Source organism: Acinetobacter sp. 826659 (assembly GCF_000588515.1).
GTDB lineage: Bacteria > Pseudomonadota > Gammaproteobacteria > Pseudomonadales > Moraxellaceae > Acinetobacter > Acinetobacter pittii.
Window position 1 is genome coordinate 344,524 of the sequence record NZ_JFYD01000001.1, and the last position, 15,673, is coordinate 360,196.

15 protein-coding genes are annotated in these 15,673 nt (G+C 38.9%); 9 read left to right on the forward strand and 6 right to left on the reverse strand.

Going from position 1 to position 15,673, the window contains the following annotated elements:
• Positions 1-87 precede the first annotated feature (87 nt).
• From J663_RS01670 to J663_RS19530, 6 genes are all read left to right on the forward strand, one after another.
• Positions 88-1,599: an aldehyde dehydrogenase family protein gene (locus J663_RS01670; protein WP_002119354.1), complete on the forward strand. Its 1,512-nt coding sequence runs from the start codon at positions 88-90 to the stop codon at positions 1,597-1,599.
• A 220-nt stretch (positions 1,600-1,819) separates the two neighbouring features.
• Positions 1,820-3,256: an ethanolamine permease gene (gene eat / locus J663_RS01675; RefSeq protein ID WP_033847432.1), complete on the forward strand. Its 1,437-nt coding sequence runs from the start codon at positions 1,820-1,822 to the stop codon at positions 3,254-3,256.
• A 13-nt stretch (positions 3,257-3,269) separates the two neighbouring features.
• Entirely contained in the window at positions 3,270-4,655 is a 1,386-nt protein-coding gene (locus J663_RS01680; RefSeq protein ID WP_033847434.1) for an ethanolamine ammonia-lyase subunit EutB, read from the forward strand.
• Positions 4,656-4,665: 10 nt separating this feature from the next.
• The gene (eutC, locus tag J663_RS01685) at positions 4,666-5,481 is read left to right on the forward strand and encodes an ethanolamine ammonia-lyase subunit EutC (RefSeq protein ID WP_033847436.1); all 816 of its coding nucleotides are present in this window, start codon (positions 4,666-4,668) and stop codon (positions 5,479-5,481) included.
• Positions 5,482-5,647: 166 nt separating this feature from the next.
• The gene (locus J663_RS01690; protein ID WP_005073676.1) at positions 5,648-6,370 is read left to right on the forward strand and encodes a glutamine amidotransferase; all 723 of its coding nucleotides are present in this window, start codon (positions 5,648-5,650) and stop codon (positions 6,368-6,370) included.
• 146 nt (positions 6,371-6,516) lie between these two features.
• On the forward strand, positions 6,517-6,630 hold the full coding sequence (locus J663_RS19530; RefSeq protein ID WP_079284197.1) for a hypothetical protein: 114 nt from the start codon (positions 6,517-6,519) through the stop codon (positions 6,628-6,630).
• Between the two features lie 77 nt (positions 6,631-6,707).
• On the opposite strand, the gene J663_RS01695 is transcribed toward J663_RS19530, so the two are convergent.
• Positions 6,708-8,435: a glutamine--tRNA ligase/YqeY domain fusion protein gene (locus tag J663_RS01695; RefSeq protein WP_033847438.1), complete on the reverse strand. Its 1,728-nt coding sequence runs from the start codon at positions 8,433-8,435 to the stop codon at positions 6,708-6,710.
• A 167-nt stretch (positions 8,436-8,602) separates the two neighbouring features.
• On the opposite strand from J663_RS01695, the gene J663_RS01700 reads away from it, so the two are divergent.
• The 3 genes from J663_RS01700 to nfsB all read left to right on the forward strand — a co-directional run bounded on the left by J663_RS01700 (position 8,603) and on the right by nfsB (position 10,655).
• On the forward strand, positions 8,603-9,112 hold the full coding sequence (locus tag J663_RS01700; RefSeq protein WP_002122280.1) for a peptidylprolyl isomerase: 510 nt from the start codon (positions 8,603-8,605) through the stop codon (positions 9,110-9,112).
• A gap of 15 nt (positions 9,113-9,127) precedes the next feature.
• Entirely contained in the window at positions 9,128-9,847 is a 720-nt protein-coding gene (locus J663_RS01705; protein WP_033847440.1) for a UDP-2,3-diacylglucosamine diphosphatase, read from the forward strand.
• Between the two features lie 154 nt (positions 9,848-10,001).
• Positions 10,002-10,655 carry an oxygen-insensitive NAD(P)H nitroreductase gene (gene nfsB / locus J663_RS01710; RefSeq protein WP_033847442.1) on the forward strand — a complete coding sequence of 218 codons (654 nt, stop codon included), beginning with the start codon at positions 10,002-10,004 and terminating at the stop codon, positions 10,653-10,655.
• Between the two features lie 41 nt (positions 10,656-10,696).
• Here the strand turns inward: nfsB and J663_RS01715 are convergent, their stop codons facing one another.
• From J663_RS01715 to tsaE, 5 genes are all read right to left on the reverse strand, one after another.
• Positions 10,697-11,554 (reverse strand): DMT family transporter, encoded by an 858-nt coding sequence (locus tag J663_RS01715; RefSeq protein ID WP_033847443.1) that lies wholly within the window; start codon positions 11,552-11,554, stop codon positions 10,697-10,699.
• A gap of 141 nt (positions 11,555-11,695) precedes the next feature.
• Positions 11,696-12,208, reverse strand: a complete 513-nt coding sequence (gene hfq / locus J663_RS01720) for an RNA chaperone Hfq (protein WP_033847445.1) — start codon at positions 12,206-12,208, stop codon at positions 11,696-11,698.
• A gap of 93 nt (positions 12,209-12,301) precedes the next feature.
• Complete coding sequence (gene miaA / locus J663_RS01725) at positions 12,302-13,246, reverse strand: tRNA (adenosine(37)-N6)-dimethylallyltransferase MiaA (protein ID WP_033847447.1); 945 nt, start codon at positions 13,244-13,246, stop codon at positions 12,302-12,304.
• A gap of 6 nt (positions 13,247-13,252) precedes the next feature.
• Positions 13,253-15,202 (reverse strand): DNA mismatch repair endonuclease MutL, encoded by a 1,950-nt coding sequence (gene mutL, locus J663_RS01730; RefSeq protein WP_033847450.1) that lies wholly within the window; start codon positions 15,200-15,202, stop codon positions 13,253-13,255.
• Entirely contained in the window at positions 15,195-15,668 is a 474-nt protein-coding gene (tsaE, locus tag J663_RS01735; RefSeq protein WP_032005511.1) for a tRNA (adenosine(37)-N6)-threonylcarbamoyltransferase complex ATPase subunit type 1 TsaE, read from the reverse strand. Before tsaE ends, mutL begins: the two co-directional genes overlap by 8 nt.
• Positions 15,669-15,673 lie beyond the last annotated feature (5 nt).

Genomic DNA, 15,673 nt, shown 5'->3' on the forward strand with positions numbered 1-15,673 from the left:
TTTATATCCTAATTATACAAAGTACGAAAGTACCTACTGACAGGGTTCTTGTTAGTCTTTAGTCCTAAAAAGCAAAGGAATATTTATATGCGCTATATCGATCCAAATCAACCAGGCTCAAAAGTTCAATTTAAATCACAATACGAAAATTTTATTGGCGGTGAATGGGTGGCACCTATAAAGGGTGCATATTTTGATAATGTATCTCCTGTTGACGGAAAAGCTTTTACACGTATTCCACGTTCTAGTGCTGAAGATATTGAACTCGCTCTAGATGCAGCGCACAAAGCAAAAGCAACATGGAATAAAGCATCACCAACAGTACGCTCGAATATCCTTTTAAAAATTGCTGATCGTTTAGAAGCAAATCTTGAAATGCTTGCTGTTGCAGAAACTTGGGATAACGGTAAAGCAGTCCGTGAAACTTTAGCAGCGGACCTTCCACTTGCGATTGACCATTTCCGTTATTTCGCTGGATGTATTCGTGCTCAAGAAGGCGGCATCTCGGAAATTGATGAAGATACCATTGCTTATCATTTCCATGAACCACTCGGTGTAGTTGGTCAAATTATTCCATGGAACTTCCCGATTTTGATGGCAGCATGGAAACTTGCACCTGCTTTAGCAGCAGGTAACTGTGTCGTGATTAAACCAGCTGAGCAAACTCCAGTGGGTATTTTGTTGGTGGCTGAACTGATCCAAGATATTTTACCGCCGGGTGTACTTAATATTGTCAATGGTTTCGGTTCAGAAGTCGGCCGTCCTTTAGCGACAAACCCACGTATTGCAAAAATCGCATTCACAGGTTCAACTCAAACTGGACAAATGGTGATGCAATATGCGACCGAAAATATTATTCCAGTGACATTAGAACTTGGTGGTAAATCACCAAACCTTTTCTTTGAAGATATCATGGATAAAGAAGATGACTTCTTAGAAAAAACGCTTGAAGGTTTTGCCATGTTTGCCTTAAACCAAGGTGAAGTATGTACTTGCCCTTCTCGTGCTTTAGTACAAGAAAGCATCGCTGATCAGTTCTTAGAGATGGCTGTCGAACGAGTAAAACGTATTAAGACTGGTCATCCACTTGATACTGAAACGATGATTGGCGCACAAGCATCTCTACAACAACAAGAGAAAATCTTACGTTGTATTAACACTGGTCGTGAAGAAGGTGCAGAGCTCTTACTGGGCGGTAGCGGCCGTAAAGAAGTAGGCGATGGTTACTATGTCGATCCGACTATTTTTAAAGGTCACAATGGCATGCAAGTTTTCCAAGAGGAAATTTTTGGACCTGTACTTGCTGTGACAACGTTCAAAGACTTTGACGATGCAATTAAAATTGCCAATGACACCATGTATGGTTTAGGTGCAGGTGTATGGTCACGTTCAGCTCACATTTCTTATCGTGCTGGTCGTGCTATTGAGGCGGGTCGTGTCTGGACAAACTGCTACAACATCTACCCTGCACATGCTGCATTTGGTGGCTACAAGAAGTCTGGTATTGGCCGTGAAAATCATAAGATGATGCTAGATCATTATCAACAAACTAAAAACTTGTTGGTGAGTTATTCAACTAAACCAATGGGCTTCTTCTAAGTTTCGCACCAAGTTGATACCAAATTATCAACACCAGAAAGAAGTAAGATGACTACTTATATAAGAAGCCAGTAATTTAGATTGCTGGCTTCTTTATTTACGATTGTTAAGCTTGAATTTTTATCATCTAGAATAAAAAAGCTCCATCTACTCTCTAAAGTGCTTCATTTAGGCATTGCTTTTGCATTGATTCATACAAACCCACTCGCAGGAGTATTGTATGAATCAACCAGAAACAGCTTCCGTCATTTCTTCAAGCACAGAAGTTTCATCAGCAGAATATTTTGCTCAGCGTCAACTCAAACAAGGTACGGTTGGTTGGTTACTCCTGATTGGTTTAGGCGTAGCTTATGTGATATCGGGTGATTTTGCTGGCTGGAACTTCGGCATTGCTCAAGGTGGTTGGGGTGGCATGTTTATTGCCACTGCCCTCGCTGCAATCATGTATCTGTGCCTATGTCTTTCTATGTCAGAAATGTCCACCATGATGCCAACAGCAGGTGGCGGTTATAGTTTTGCCCGTGCTGCCTTTGGACCTTTTGGGGGCTATTTAACAGGTACAGCCATTTTAATTGAATATGCGATTGCTCCTGCGGCGATTGCCGTATTTATTGGCGGTTATTGCGAATCTTTATTTGGCATTAATGGCTGGATGATTTACCTCGCCTGCTACGCTATTTTTATGGGCATACATCTGAAAGGTGCCGGCGAAGCCTTAAAAATTATGTTCGCAATTACCCTTGTCGCTGCTATTGCCCTTATTGTGTTTATTGTCGCAATGATTCCACACTTTAATGCACAAAATTTGTTTGATATCCCAGTTGGTACAGGTGTTGGCGCAAGTCTTTTTTTACCTCATGGCTATTTGGGTATCTGGGCTGCAGTTCCTTTTGCTATCTGGTTTTTCCTAGCAGTTGAAGGTGTGCCATTAGCAGCCGAAGAAGCAAAAGATCCAGCCAAATCCCTGCCACGCGGTTTAATCGGAGCAATGCTCATCTTAACGGCGTTTGCTATGCTCATTTTATTCTTAGGTGCAGGTGCAGCGGGTGCAAGTACTTTACAAAACTCTGGCGCTCCCCTCGTCGATGCTCTGGTTAAAGTTTATGGCACCAATACTTGGCTTGCGACTTTTGTTAACTTTGTGGGTTTAGCAGGTTTAATCGCGAGTTTCTTTTCAATTATCTATGCCTATTCGCGTCAAATTTTTGCACTCTCTCGTGCTGGTTACTTACCTACTTCACTCTCTTTAACCAATAAAAATAAAGCCCCTTATCTCGCAATTATTATTCCGGGTATTATCGGGTTCTTGCTTTCACTCACCAAAGAAGGCGATTCACTGATTTTAATTGCCGTGTTCGGTGCAACTATTTCTTATGTGTTGATTCTTTTGTCCCACATCAAACTACGCCTATCTAAACCCGACATGCCTCGTCCTTATAAAACTCCAGGGGGAATCGTTACTTCAAGTATTGCCTTGATTCTAGCAGTCGCTGCTGTAGTCGCAGGCTTCGTTGTCAATCCGAAAGTTTGGTTTATTGCTGCCGCTATTTATATCGTATTTATTGCTTACTTTTTATTCTATAGCCGCTATCATTTAGTTAAAGGTACACCAGAAGAAGAGTTTGCAAATATTAAAGCCGCAGAACAAGAACTATAAAAAGGATGCAACTATGAGTTATCGCAATATTGTCGCCAATCAACAGTATCACTTTGCTGACTTGAAGACCTTGATGGCAAAAGCAACGCCGTTACGTTCAGGAGATGAATTAGCAGGTGTAGCCGCCAGAGACGCAACTGAGCATGTTGCGGCACAAATGACTTTGGCCGATGTACCGCTTAAAGCGTTTTTAAATGAAGTTGTAGTCGATTACGAAACTGATGAGATTACCCGTTTAATTATTGATGAACATGATCTGGCAGCCTTTGCCCCTATTTCACACTTTACAGTAGGCGATTTTCGAAATTGGTTACTTGGTGAAGATGCGACTGCACAAAGCTTAAAAGCTTTAGCATCAGGTTTAACTCCAGAAATGGTGGCTGCAGTCAGCAAAATTATGCGCAATCAAGATTTGATTTATGTCGCCAGCAAATGCGAAGTGGTCACCCAATTTCGTAACACAATCGGTTTAAAAGGCCATCTTTCTACACGTTTACAACCGAACCATCCGACCGATGATGTGCTCGGTATTTCTGCCAGTATTTTAGATGGTTTAATGTATGGCAATGGTGACGCCGTGATTGGCATCAACCCCGCAACGGATAACTTGCATAATTTATCAGAGCTACTGAAGTTACTTGATCATGTGATTCAGGAATATCAAATCCCGACGCAATCTTGTGTACTCACACATATCAGCTCAGGTATTCAACTAGCTGAAAAAAATGTGCCAATTGATTTAATGTTTCAATCAATCGCTGGTACACAGCTGGCTAATGAAGGTTTTGGAATTTCACTCGATTTACTACAAGAGGGATATGAAGCCACGCTCGCACTTAAACGCGGAACCATTGGACAAAATGTTATGTACTTTGAAACGGGTCAAGGCAGTGCTTTATCCAGCAATGCTCATCACGGCGTTGACCAGCAAACATTAGAAACACGGGCTTATGCAGTGGCCCGTAAATACAATCCGCTTTTAGTGAATACTGTCGTCGGTTTTATTGGCCCCGAATACCTCTTTAACGGCAAACAAATTATACGTGCAGGCTTAGAAGATCATTTCTGCGGTAAGTTGCTTGGTGTGCCGATGGGCTGCGATATTTGTTACACCAACCATGCTGATGCTGACCAAAATGATATGGATGTTCTCCTTACTCTATTTGGCGCCGCGGGCATTAACTTCATTATGGGAATTCCGGGTTCAGATGATGTCATGCTCAATTATCAAACGACCTCGTTCCATGATGCCCTCTATTTAAGACAACTCCTCGGTTTAAAACCCGCTCCTGAGTTTTCAGCTTGGCTTGAACAGCAAGGTATTTTTAAACAGCAAAACTCTCAAATTTGTTGGGCAGACCACATGCCCGACCAATTCTCTCGTCTACTGATGAATTAGGGAGAACGTTATGAAACTTAATCGTGATATTCAATACCCTTCCTCTACCCATCAAGATCAGTGGGACAAACTTAAACAATTTACTGATGCACGCATTGCATTAGGACGCGCTGGTTGTAGCATCCCAACACGTGCCTTACTTGAGTTCCAGTTGTCTCATGCGCAAGCAAAAGATGCGGTTTATCAAGAGATGGATGTTTCTTATTTGTCCGAGCAATTAGCGCAAAGACAGTTGCAAAGTCTTCATGTCCAAAGTAACGCCCCTAATAAAGAAATTTATCTTAAACATCCAGATTTAGGTCGTCAGCTTTCAAACTCATCAAAAGAAGCCTTAATTAAGAAGTATGCAGAAAACACGCAAGAGTATGATGTTTGTATTGTGGTCGGTGACGGTCTCTCCGCAAGAGCGATTGAAGCGAATGCTATCTCATTCATTACAATGCTGAATGAACAAATTCAGCAAGAAAACTGGACTCTTGCACCCATTGCACTGGCAACAGGCAGTCGGGTTGCTCTTGGTGATGAGGTTGCTGAAATCTTTAAGGCACCCATGCTTGTGATGCTCATTGGTGAGCGTCCGGGTTTAAGCTCTCCTGATAGTATGGGAATTTACTACACGTTGAATGCATATTCAGGCTGCCTCGATGCTAAACGTAATTGTATTTCCAATGTCCGTTCAGCAGGCTTAAGTATTCCTGTGGCAGTACAACGGTTAATCGCTTTAATGAAAAAATCCAAACAACTTGGTTTCTCAGGAGTTAATCTAAAAGATGAGCATCAACTTTCAAATATAGAGTTTGAAGAAACTCAAAAGCTATTATTTTAAGCAATGGAATATGCAAAGAGATTTATTGGAAAATAGATAATCCATTGCATAACGATATTATCTTAACGAAAAATATCAATTTTCAGGTATTGACGATTTATACAGATATTTTCTTCTTTATATTTATCGCTATACTCCACCTATTGATCTTCTATGAATCATTTGTATGAACACAACAAACGCCTTCCCTAAAACTATTTATGCCATTCAGCATCTTGCTTTCGAAGACTTAGGTTCATTAGAAGATGTCTTTTATCAACTTGGATTTCGCGTCCGTTATTTTGAAGCGGGTGTTGACGATTTAACTGCTGCTTTTGCACACGATGGATTAACTATTATTTTAGGTGGCCCAATCGGAGTTTATGAAACTGAAGATTATCCATTTTTAAAAGACGAAATTGCTTTACTTAAACAACGTCTAGCAGCAGATAAACCTACACTTGGTATTTGTTTGGGTGCACAGCTTATTGCCCATGCGCTTGGCGCAAAAGTATATGCGGGGCATCAGAAAGAAATTGGTTGGGGACCACTGAGCTTAAGCCTACGTGCCAATCAGGTGTTATCTCCTTTGCTTAATAATGTCCATGTTCTACATTGGCATGGCGATACTTTCGACCTCCCTGAAAACGCGGTGTTATTAGCTAGTTCAGAGATTTATACCAATCAAGCATTTGAAGTTGGAAATAATATTCTCGCGTTGCAGTTTCATATTGAAACAACAGAAGAAAATTTTGAGAAATGGTTAATTGGCCATACATGTGAACTTCGTAATGCCAAGATTTCGATTCAGAAACTTCGCGAAGAAAACTTGCAATATGCCCAAGCACTCGAACATGCTGCATTTGAAGTAATTCAAAAATTTCTAAAACGCATTGGATATAGTGGTTAATCGCTTTTTACTACTATAAATAAGTTCAAATGCTTTTTTATTAACCAAAAGGTAGAGTAAAAATCTATCTTTTGGAACATTTTATATTAAATTAAGTCTAATGCTTCACGCTACTTTTACTCACAAATATAAATAGTTAAATCATTATGGAAATCCTGAAATTTATCAAAAGCTTTAATACGGTGAATACCTATTTATCGCTAGCGTCTATTCTTCTTCTAACAACAGTTATTTATTTTTATGTGATTAATCCTACTTAGCCATACGCAAAAGTAATCTTTAAAAGTAAATATCAACCTAAATAAAAAGCCCAACTGAGTTGGGCTTTTTATTTCTCTTACTTTTTCTCAGGCTTGAAGCTATCTTTCAAATCAAGAATACGGTTGAAAACCGGTTTCTCTGATGAATGATCATATTGATCAGCGACAAAATAGCCTTCACGCTCAAATTGGAAACGATCTTCAGGATTCGCTTGTGCCAAAGCTGGCTCAATGACAGCTTGTACCACTCTCAATGATTCAGGATTAAGATTTGCCAAGAAGTCATCGTCTGCATCAGGTGCGGCTTCGGTAAATAAACGATCGTAAATACGCACTTCAGCAGGAATCCCTTTAGTCGCAGATACCCAGTGAATCACGCCTTTAACCTTACGGCCTTCCGGATTCTTTCCTAGAGTTTCAGGGTCAATTGAACATTTCAGTTCAATCACTTCACCATTTGCATCTTTAATGACTTCATCACATTTAATCACGTAAGCATGGCGTAAACGCACTTCACCGTCAGGAATTAAACGTTTAAAGCCTTTTGGCGGTACTTCTTCAAAATCTTTACGATCAATATAGATTTCCTTAGTTAAAGGAATCACACGATCACCCATATCAACATTAGGATGGCGAGCATGCGTAAGATCCATATCTTCAGGTAAATTAGTTAAAGTCACTTTAAGTGGACTTAAGACAGCCATACCACGCGCAGCAGTATTTTCTAAAGATTGACGAATACAGAACTCAAGCATTGCAACATCAACAATACCGTCAGTTTTTGACACGCCTACACGCTTACAAAAATCACGTAAGCCTTCAGGAGTAAAGCCACGACGGCGCATACCGACTACGGTTGGCATACGTGGGTCATCCCAACCATTTACATACGCACCTTCCACCAATTTACGTAATTTACGTTTTGACGTAATGGTGTAATCCACGTTTAAACGTGAAGATTCGTACTGATGTGGAACAGCTTTAGATTTTACTTTTTCAACAATCCAGTCATAAAACGGACGGTGATCTTGGAATTCTAATGTACAAAGCGAATGGGTAATCCCTTCAATCGCATCAGACAATGGATGAGCATAGTCATACATTGGATAGATTTTCCATTTATCGCCAGTTTGGTGATGCTCTGAATGCAATACGCGATATAAAATCGGATCACGCATATGTACATTTGTACTTGCCATATCAATCTTGGCACGTAAAACCGCTTCACCCTCTTTAAACTCACCGCTACGCATTTTTGCAAAGCGAGCAAGATTCTCTTCAATAGATGCATCACGGTATGGAGAGTTTTTACCTGGCTCAACAAAGCTACCGCGGTTTAACTTAATTTCTTCTGGTGATTGTAAATCTACATATGCATCGCCTTGTTCAATAAGTTGAACTGCCCATGCATATAATTGATCAAAATAACCCGATGCATAGCGTGGTTCACCATTCCAGTTAAAACCAAGCCATTTCACATCGTTAGTAATACCGTCAACATACTCTTGTTCTTCAGCATCAGGGTTTGTATCGTCAAAACGCAAATTACACAAACCATTAAACTCTTCAGCCACACCAAAGTTCAAGCAAATCGCTTTTACATGGCCAATATGTAAATAACCATTTGGTTCTGGTGGAAAACGCGTTACGATCTGTTTTGCACGTCCTGTAGCCAAATCATCCGTAATGACTTGGCGAACAAAATCTAATCCAGCCTGTTGTTCTTGCTGCGCAGAATCGACAGAGGCATGAGTATTCGGTGTCGGGTTATTTGGCAGGTTCGAGACAACATCATTAGGCTTCATAGTGTATCAATCACTTCTTTGTAGATAAATTTCGAAAAATTTAAACGCTATCTTCATTTTTCACAAAGATTTTAACGTTTTTTACTTGCCTTGTAGTTTACAGTTTGCTTATGCTTCTCTCAACCAAAAACCCATGGTCATAAGCCCATGTTTAGGAGATTAATGTAATGAGTTTTCCTCAAGTCGAATTAAACACCAATAAAGGTCGTATTGTTCTTGAACTAAATACTGAAAAAGCACCAAAAACAGTAGCAAACTTTTTAGAATATGTACGTGACGGTTTTTATGACGGCGTTATTTTCCACCGTGTCATTGATGGCTTCATGATCCAAGGTGGCGGGATGGATGAAAACTTCAAAGAAAAAGCAACTCGTGATTCTATCGAAAACGAAGCTGACAATGGTTTAAGCAATGACGTTGGTACGATTGCTATGGCACGTACTCAAGCACCTCACTCTGCTTCTGCACAGTTCTTCATTAACGTAAAAAACAACTCTTTCTTAAACCATACCTCTAAAACTGCTCAAGGTTGGGGTTATGCTGTATTTGGTAAAGTTGTTGAAGGTATGGATGTTGTTGAAGCGATCAAAGGCGTTCGCACTGGCAACCGTGGTTACCACGCTGACGTTCCTTTAGAAAACGTGGTAATCGAATCTGCTAAAATTATTTCTGAATAATTTTAGGAATAAGCTGTGACCTATCTGTTTATCTCTGATTTACACTTGTCACCTGAACACCCTCGACTTGTTCGAGGGTTTTTAGATTTATTGGTGCATTATCAAAATAAACAAACACAGCTTTATATTTTAGGTGACTGGTTTAATGCTTGGATTGGCGATGATTACTCGGCACCATGGCTCGATGAAATTATTGAAGCATTAAAACACTTTAACAAAAAAGGAAATCGGGTTTACTTTCAAGTAGGCAACCGTGATTTTGCTTTAAATCAAGTATTCCTCAATAAGTTTAATGGTGTATTACTACCCGATATTTATTATCTCACTATTGCTGGACATCAGTACCGCCTAGAACATGGTGACGCACTATGTACAGATGATATTTCCTATCAAAGATTTAAAAAAATTATTAGAAATCCGCTCTTAGTCTCTTTTTTACGCCGTACACCACTGAGTTTTCGCACCAAACTGGTTAATGGTTTTCGAAAAAGAAGCTCCGCAGATAAACAGCAAAAAAGCTATGAAATTATGGATGTGAATGAACAAGCTGTTATTTCTGCTTTAGCAGATATAGATACACTTATTCATGGTCATACACACCGCCCTTCAATTCATAAATTACAACATAAGCAACGTATCGTACTTGGCGATTGGAGAGAGCATCAAGCCCAGATTTTGGAAATTGATCCTACTGACAATGCTCCACAGCTAAAGTTAATTGACTGGACATACTAATTTAGAAATATATATTTATAAAAAAATATTTAATTTCTATATTACTGCAATACATTTTTTATCAAATTAAAGAGCAAATATCTTTGAATAAAATAGCGTATGATGCCAAAGATTAAAGTCTCTCAATTGCAATAAGATTGATATGGAGTAAAGTATGGATTTATTAAATACGGTTAAAAGTCGCTACACAACAAAAGCATATGATCCTGAAAAGAAAATCCCTCAAGAAAAACTCAATAAATTATTAGAAATTTTACGTTTTACCCCTTCCTCAGTGAATATTCAGCCTTGGCATTTCGTAGTGGCAGATAATCTTGCAGCTAAAGAACGAATCGCAAAAGCACTAACAGGTAAATATGCTTACAATGCACCTAAAGTACTCGAATCATCACATACACTTGTATTCTGTACAAAAACAGACATTTCATCTGAGTACTTAAAACAATTGCTTGAACAAGATGATTTAAGTGGCCGTTTTAAAGATGAAAAAGCAAAATTAGGGCAAAAAGATACTCGCCATGGTTATGTCGAATTTTATAGAAATGAGCAGAAAAATTTATTTGGATGGATGGAAAATCAAACATTCATTGCTTTAGGACAGTTACTGTTTGCTGCCGGTTTAGAGGGCATTGATGCAACTCCGATGGGGGGATTTGATGAAGAAGTTCTAAATACCGAGCTCGGTTTAACTGAAAAAGGTTTACGAAGCTCTGTAATCGTTTCTTTAGGCTATCGCAGTGAAAATGACTTTAATGCCAAACTTCCTAAATCACGACTGCCAGATGAAGTAATTTTTACCTATTTATAATAAAACCTCTATAGTTCAAGAGATTCTATTCTCTTGAACTATCAAGCCATTGCGCTAGCTAAACACACTACTCCGCTTATTCCTAAAAGAATCCCCAAAATAGTAGGCCATTTTAATTTTTCTTTATATAAAATCACTCCGCTTAGAATTCCAAATAACACAACAAGAATATTCATGCTTGCAAAAACAATTGCAGGTGAATCTTTTAAAAGAATATGAGCTTTTACATATAAAGCAATATTTGAAAAATTGAGTATGCCTAATATTAACCCAGCTATCGTACTTTTAAACTGCCACTTTTGAGTCTTCTGTAGTAATAAATATGAAATCGACAATATAAAAGCTGTAATAAAAATAAGATTTAAAGTAAGTGTAAACTGAAGGCCTAAACTACTTGTATATTTTAAAAGAATATCTACTGCCGCATAACCACACCAAACACTTAATAAAGCAAGAATTGCTTTTCTAGATTGATGATTGGAAAAAGACTTCATTTGTCCAAATAAAACAAGTAAAACTGCAAGAATTCCTAAACCTATTCCCCATAGTTTTAATGCATTAAATTGCTCATGGAAAAAGAAATATGCTGCGAGCAAAGAAAGAACAACTGAAAGGCGCTGTGCAAGTTCAGTTTTAACAATTCCTGCATATTCTAATGATTTAGCAAGGCATAAAAAAATACTAGGTAAAATTACCCCCAAGGCAAGGATTAACCACCATGGAGTATGCACTATTGAAACATGTTGGATATCGGGCTGAAACCACAAAAAGCAAAGAAGACTAGCACTTGCATAGTTCCATGCAATCATCTGTAATGGCTGATAACCTTTTTTCTTTAAATTTTTTAATAGGATAGACACCAAGACACTGCTCAAAGCAGCAGCTAATATTAATATCATTAATTAAAGCCCTATCTATTTAAATATATTAGTCATCATGGCCAAATCGCTATCCATGACCGTTTAAATGCTTTGGATTAACTTTTAAATACACATAAAAAAACCAGTCATTATCTGACTGGCTTCTTTTTTAGATTTCAATTAACGATTATTTTCGTCGTCTTGACCATCTTCAAATTTAGAATCGTTGTCAAAACCACCTTGATGACCACCGAAGCCGCCTTGGCCGCCGAAGCCACCTTGACCACCGAAGCCACCTTGACCACCAAAGCCACCGCCTTGACCACCGAAACCACCTTGACCACCGAAGCCGCCTTGAGCGCCACCGAAGCCGCCTTGAGCGCCACCGAAGCCACCTTGTGTGCCGCCAAAGCCGCTACCTTGACCACCAAAACCGCCTTGAGTGCCGCCTTGTGCTGGGAAGCCTGTACCTTGTGCGCCTGCTGGACGTGGATTACGTGCTGGAACAACAGTTGAAATCGCGTGCTTGTAAACCATTTGACTTACAGTATTTTTTAATAAAACAACATATTGGTCAAAAGATTCAATATGACCCTGCAATTTAATACCGTTCACAAGGAAAATAGAAACAGGGATACGTTCTTTACGGAGAGAATTTAAGAACGGATCTTGTAAAGTTTGACCTTTAGACATTTTTAACTCCAAAAAAAATTTTTAAATCAGCGCAAAAAAACTATCTTTATTTTTCAACTAAAAATTATAAAAAGACAGTGTGCAAATTTTGCTTTATCCATAAGAGTTTCGCAAGTCTTCTTTCGCCTGCTTTATCGTCAAGTAAGTTTTAAAATCGTGTATTTCTTGCAAAGAACGTAACCACGTATATTGACGTTTGGCAAGTTGTCGTGTTGCAAATAAAGCTTTATCCTCCATTTCACGTTTACTTTTGAGACTTAAGTCACTTTTTAATAGAAATTCTAGTGCTTGTCGATAACCCACCGAACGCATTGAGGGTAAATTTTCATCTAAATCGTATTTTTCAATTAGAGCTTCAACTTCACTCAAAAAACCGATATCCCACATTTTGCTTAATCTTTGCTCAATGCGTTGATGTAATTCTACCCGATCTGGAAGTAAAGCGTAGTTATGAAATATGTATCGATATGGTACGTTTTTGGGTTGTTCTGCCTGCAATTTAGTGATTGGTTCACCCGTAATTTTATAAACTTCCAGAGCCCGAATAATTCGTTGCTTATCAGTTACATTAAACTTTATAGCGGCAGCAGGATCTACAGAAACCAGTTCATCATAAACCGCTTGCCATCCTTCGTTTAACGCTTTTTGTTCAATTGTTGCCCGAACTTCAGCATCAGCACTTGGTAAATTACCAGATAATCCTTCTAACAATGCCTTGAAATATAACATTGTCCCTCCTACTAAAATAGGAGTTTTCCCACGTGAATGCATGTCATCAATTAATTTGCAGGCATCATCAACAAACTGAGCAGCTGAGTAAACTTCAAGAGGAGTAATAATATCAATAAGATGATGAGGATAGAGTTCTTGCTCTTCACGAGTTGGTTTAGCCGTGCCAATATCCATATCTTTATAGACAAGAGCGGAATCAACAGAAATTAGTTCAAAATTTCCTCGCTCGTATAATTCACATGCCAAAGCGGTTTTCCCGCTCGCAGTTGGTCCCATTAAATTGATGACGGGCAATTGATTTGACATGTAAAACTACTCTCCTCGAGCAAATAATTTATCTAGTTGAGATAATGGAAATGCACGCCAAGTTGGCCGCCCATGGTTACATTGGCTCGCAAATTCGGTTTGTTCCATTTGACGAAGTAAAGCATTCATTTCTGAAAGGCTGAGTTGTCGATGTGCGCGCACTGCCCCATGACATGCCATTCCCGCTAACAACTCATCTCTTTTTTGAAGTAATCCTTGTGCTTCATCATTTGGATCTAAATCATTTAAAAGCTCTGGAATAAGATTTTCAAAATTAGCTTTTTGTAATATGGCTGGCACACCGCGAACAATAACTTGCTCATCACCATATAAATCAATTTCCAAACCTAAGCGCTCAAGCTGAGGTTTTAGTTCTTCGACCCTAACAGCTTGCATACGGCTAATAGAAATCACCTTAGGTATAAGCAGTTGCTGAGATGTCCAAAATTCAGGTTTATCCCAAGCATTTTTCATTTGCTGTAATAAAATACGTTCATGTGCCGCATGCATATCAACAATAATAAGCCCTTCTGTATTCTGAGCTAAAATATAAATTCCATGCAGTTGAGCAATTGCGATACCTAATGGAAATTCATCTACTTTAGCAACTGGCTCAACATCCTCATTTACCGAAAAACTAGCAGGTTGTTCGCGAAGTGGAGCTAAATAAGTTTTTAAAGCATTATTTAATTGAGCAGAACCATTATATTTTGGTGTTTGATCTGCATAGTGAATAGCTTGCGGACGACTAGCGTTAAAATCCGTTAATAATTCTGTCGGTGCATGCTGGGTTCGTGCTTCACTGTCTGAATTTAAAGTTTCATTTGCGCGGTGCAATGAAAATTGTTCTTGATATTTGGGCTGAGGTTGTACTGAATAATCTGAGCTTTCATCCGCTTTCATCGCTTGAGCTAGATCAGCACTCGCTGTCTGAAATTGTGCGAGAGTTTCTTTTGCGTAATGCCTTACAAACTCATGCACTTCTCTTTGATTTAAAAATCGAATCTCATGTTTGGTCGGATGAACATTGACATCAATATTCTCAGGATCAACTTCTAAAAAAAGTAAATAAGATGAATGCTGATGGCCATGTAAAATACCATCATAGGCCATGCGTAGCGCATGCGAAATTGTTTTATCTTTGACAATACGACCATTTACATAGACATATTGCATATCAGCCTGTGCACGTGCATCTGAGGGATGGCCTAGCCAACCCGATAAACGCATGCTAATACTTTCGGCATCAATCCAATATGCATTTTGAACAAATTGCGAACCTAATAATTGCTGAACTCGCTGAAAACGTAGTTCCCCACTATCTGCTATAGGTAAATTAATTCTAATATTATCATTGTGCTCAAGCACAAACCGTATATCGAAATGTGTTAGAGCCAGACGACGAACAATCTCTTCAATATGACCAAATTCTGTAGTTGGTTTTTTTAAGAATTTACGGCGCGCAGGAACATTAAAAAATAAATCCTGAACACGAATATGGGTGCCCTTTTGAGCAGCAACAGCTTGTACTTCTTGATGATCAAATGCTGTACCATTTACTTCAACTTGATGACCAATACCACTTTCATCTTGGCTACTAGTCAAAGTCAATCTTGAGACAGCAGCAATCGAAGCAAGAGCTTCCCCGCGGAATCCCAAACTCACAATAGCATGTAAATCCTCAGCAGTTTTAATCTTACTTGTAGCATGACGCATGACAGCAAGTGCTAAATCATCCGGGTGAATACCATGCCCATTATCAATGATTTCGATTAAAGTCGAACCACCTTGAGCAATCCTTACAATCAGTTCAGTTGCGCCAGCATCAATTGAATTTTCTAATAATTCTTTGACCACAGAAGAAGGTCGTTCAATTACTTCACCTGCTGCAATCTGGTTCGCTAACGCTGCGTCTAATGTATGAATACGACGTTGTGTTAGCTTTTTATCAGTCATGAAGCTGTTCCTGCAAAGTCTGATACAAATTTTCTGTTGGTAAAGTTAACATTACTAAACGAGTCAACTCATCATCTGACTTCTGAATGTCAATGATGATATCCGCTTGTGGAATTTCATCACCACCTTTAGAAGGCCATTCAAATAGAAATAACGCATCTGTGATATCTAAATAATCACGGATTCCCATTAATTCAAGTTCGTAGGGGTCATTCAAACGATATAAATCAAAATGAAAAATTTCTTTATCATTAATTTTATACGGCTCAACAAGCGTATAAGTTGGGCTTTTAACAGAACCTTTATGACCCAAAGCCTGTAAGAAATAGCGCGTAAGTGTGGTTTTACCCGCACCTAGGTCCCCAATTAAATAAATTACACCCGACTGAACATGCTGCGCCAAAGCTTGAGCTAAACGCTCAGTATCTTCTTCATGATTTAAGACCAATTTCAATGAATACGACATAGCAC

Coding starts and splice junctions, on each gene's coding strand:
- J663_RS01715 (WP_033847443.1), bottom strand. CDS start 11,554: ATGATATTAATATTAGCTGCTGCTTTGAGCAGTGTCTTGGTGTCTATC.
- tsaE (WP_032005511.1), bottom strand. CDS start 15,668: ATGTCGTATTCATTGAAATTGGTCTTAAATCATGAAGAAGATACTGAG.
- J663_RS01670 (WP_002119354.1), top strand. CDS start 88: ATGCGCTATATCGATCCAAATCAACCAGGCTCAAAAGTTCAATTTAAA.
- mutL (WP_033847450.1), bottom strand. CDS start 15,202: ATGACTGATAAAAAGCTAACACAACGTCGTATTCATACATTAGACGCA.
- J663_RS01695 (WP_033847438.1), bottom strand. CDS start 8,435: ATGAAGCCTAATGATGTTGTCTCGAACCTGCCAAATAACCCGACACCG.
- nfsB (WP_033847442.1), top strand. CDS start 10,002: ATGGATTTATTAAATACGGTTAAAAGTCGCTACACAACAAAAGCATAT.
- hfq (WP_033847445.1), bottom strand. CDS start 12,208: ATGTCTAAAGGTCAAACTTTACAAGATCCGTTCTTAAATTCTCTCCGT.
- eutC (WP_033847436.1), top strand. CDS start 4,666: ATGAAACTTAATCGTGATATTCAATACCCTTCCTCTACCCATCAAGAT.
- miaA (WP_033847447.1), bottom strand. CDS start 13,246: ATGTCAAATCAATTGCCCGTCATCAATTTAATGGGACCAACTGCGAGC.
- J663_RS01690 (WP_005073676.1), top strand. CDS start 5,648: ATGAACACAACAAACGCCTTCCCTAAAACTATTTATGCCATTCAGCAT.
- eat (WP_033847432.1), top strand. CDS start 1,820: ATGAATCAACCAGAAACAGCTTCCGTCATTTCTTCAAGCACAGAAGTT.
- J663_RS19530 (WP_079284197.1), top strand. CDS start 6,517: ATGGAAATCCTGAAATTTATCAAAAGCTTTAATACGGTGAATACCTAT.
- J663_RS01680 (WP_033847434.1), top strand. CDS start 3,270: ATGAGTTATCGCAATATTGTCGCCAATCAACAGTATCACTTTGCTGAC.
- J663_RS01700 (WP_002122280.1), top strand. CDS start 8,603: ATGAGTTTTCCTCAAGTCGAATTAAACACCAATAAAGGTCGTATTGTT.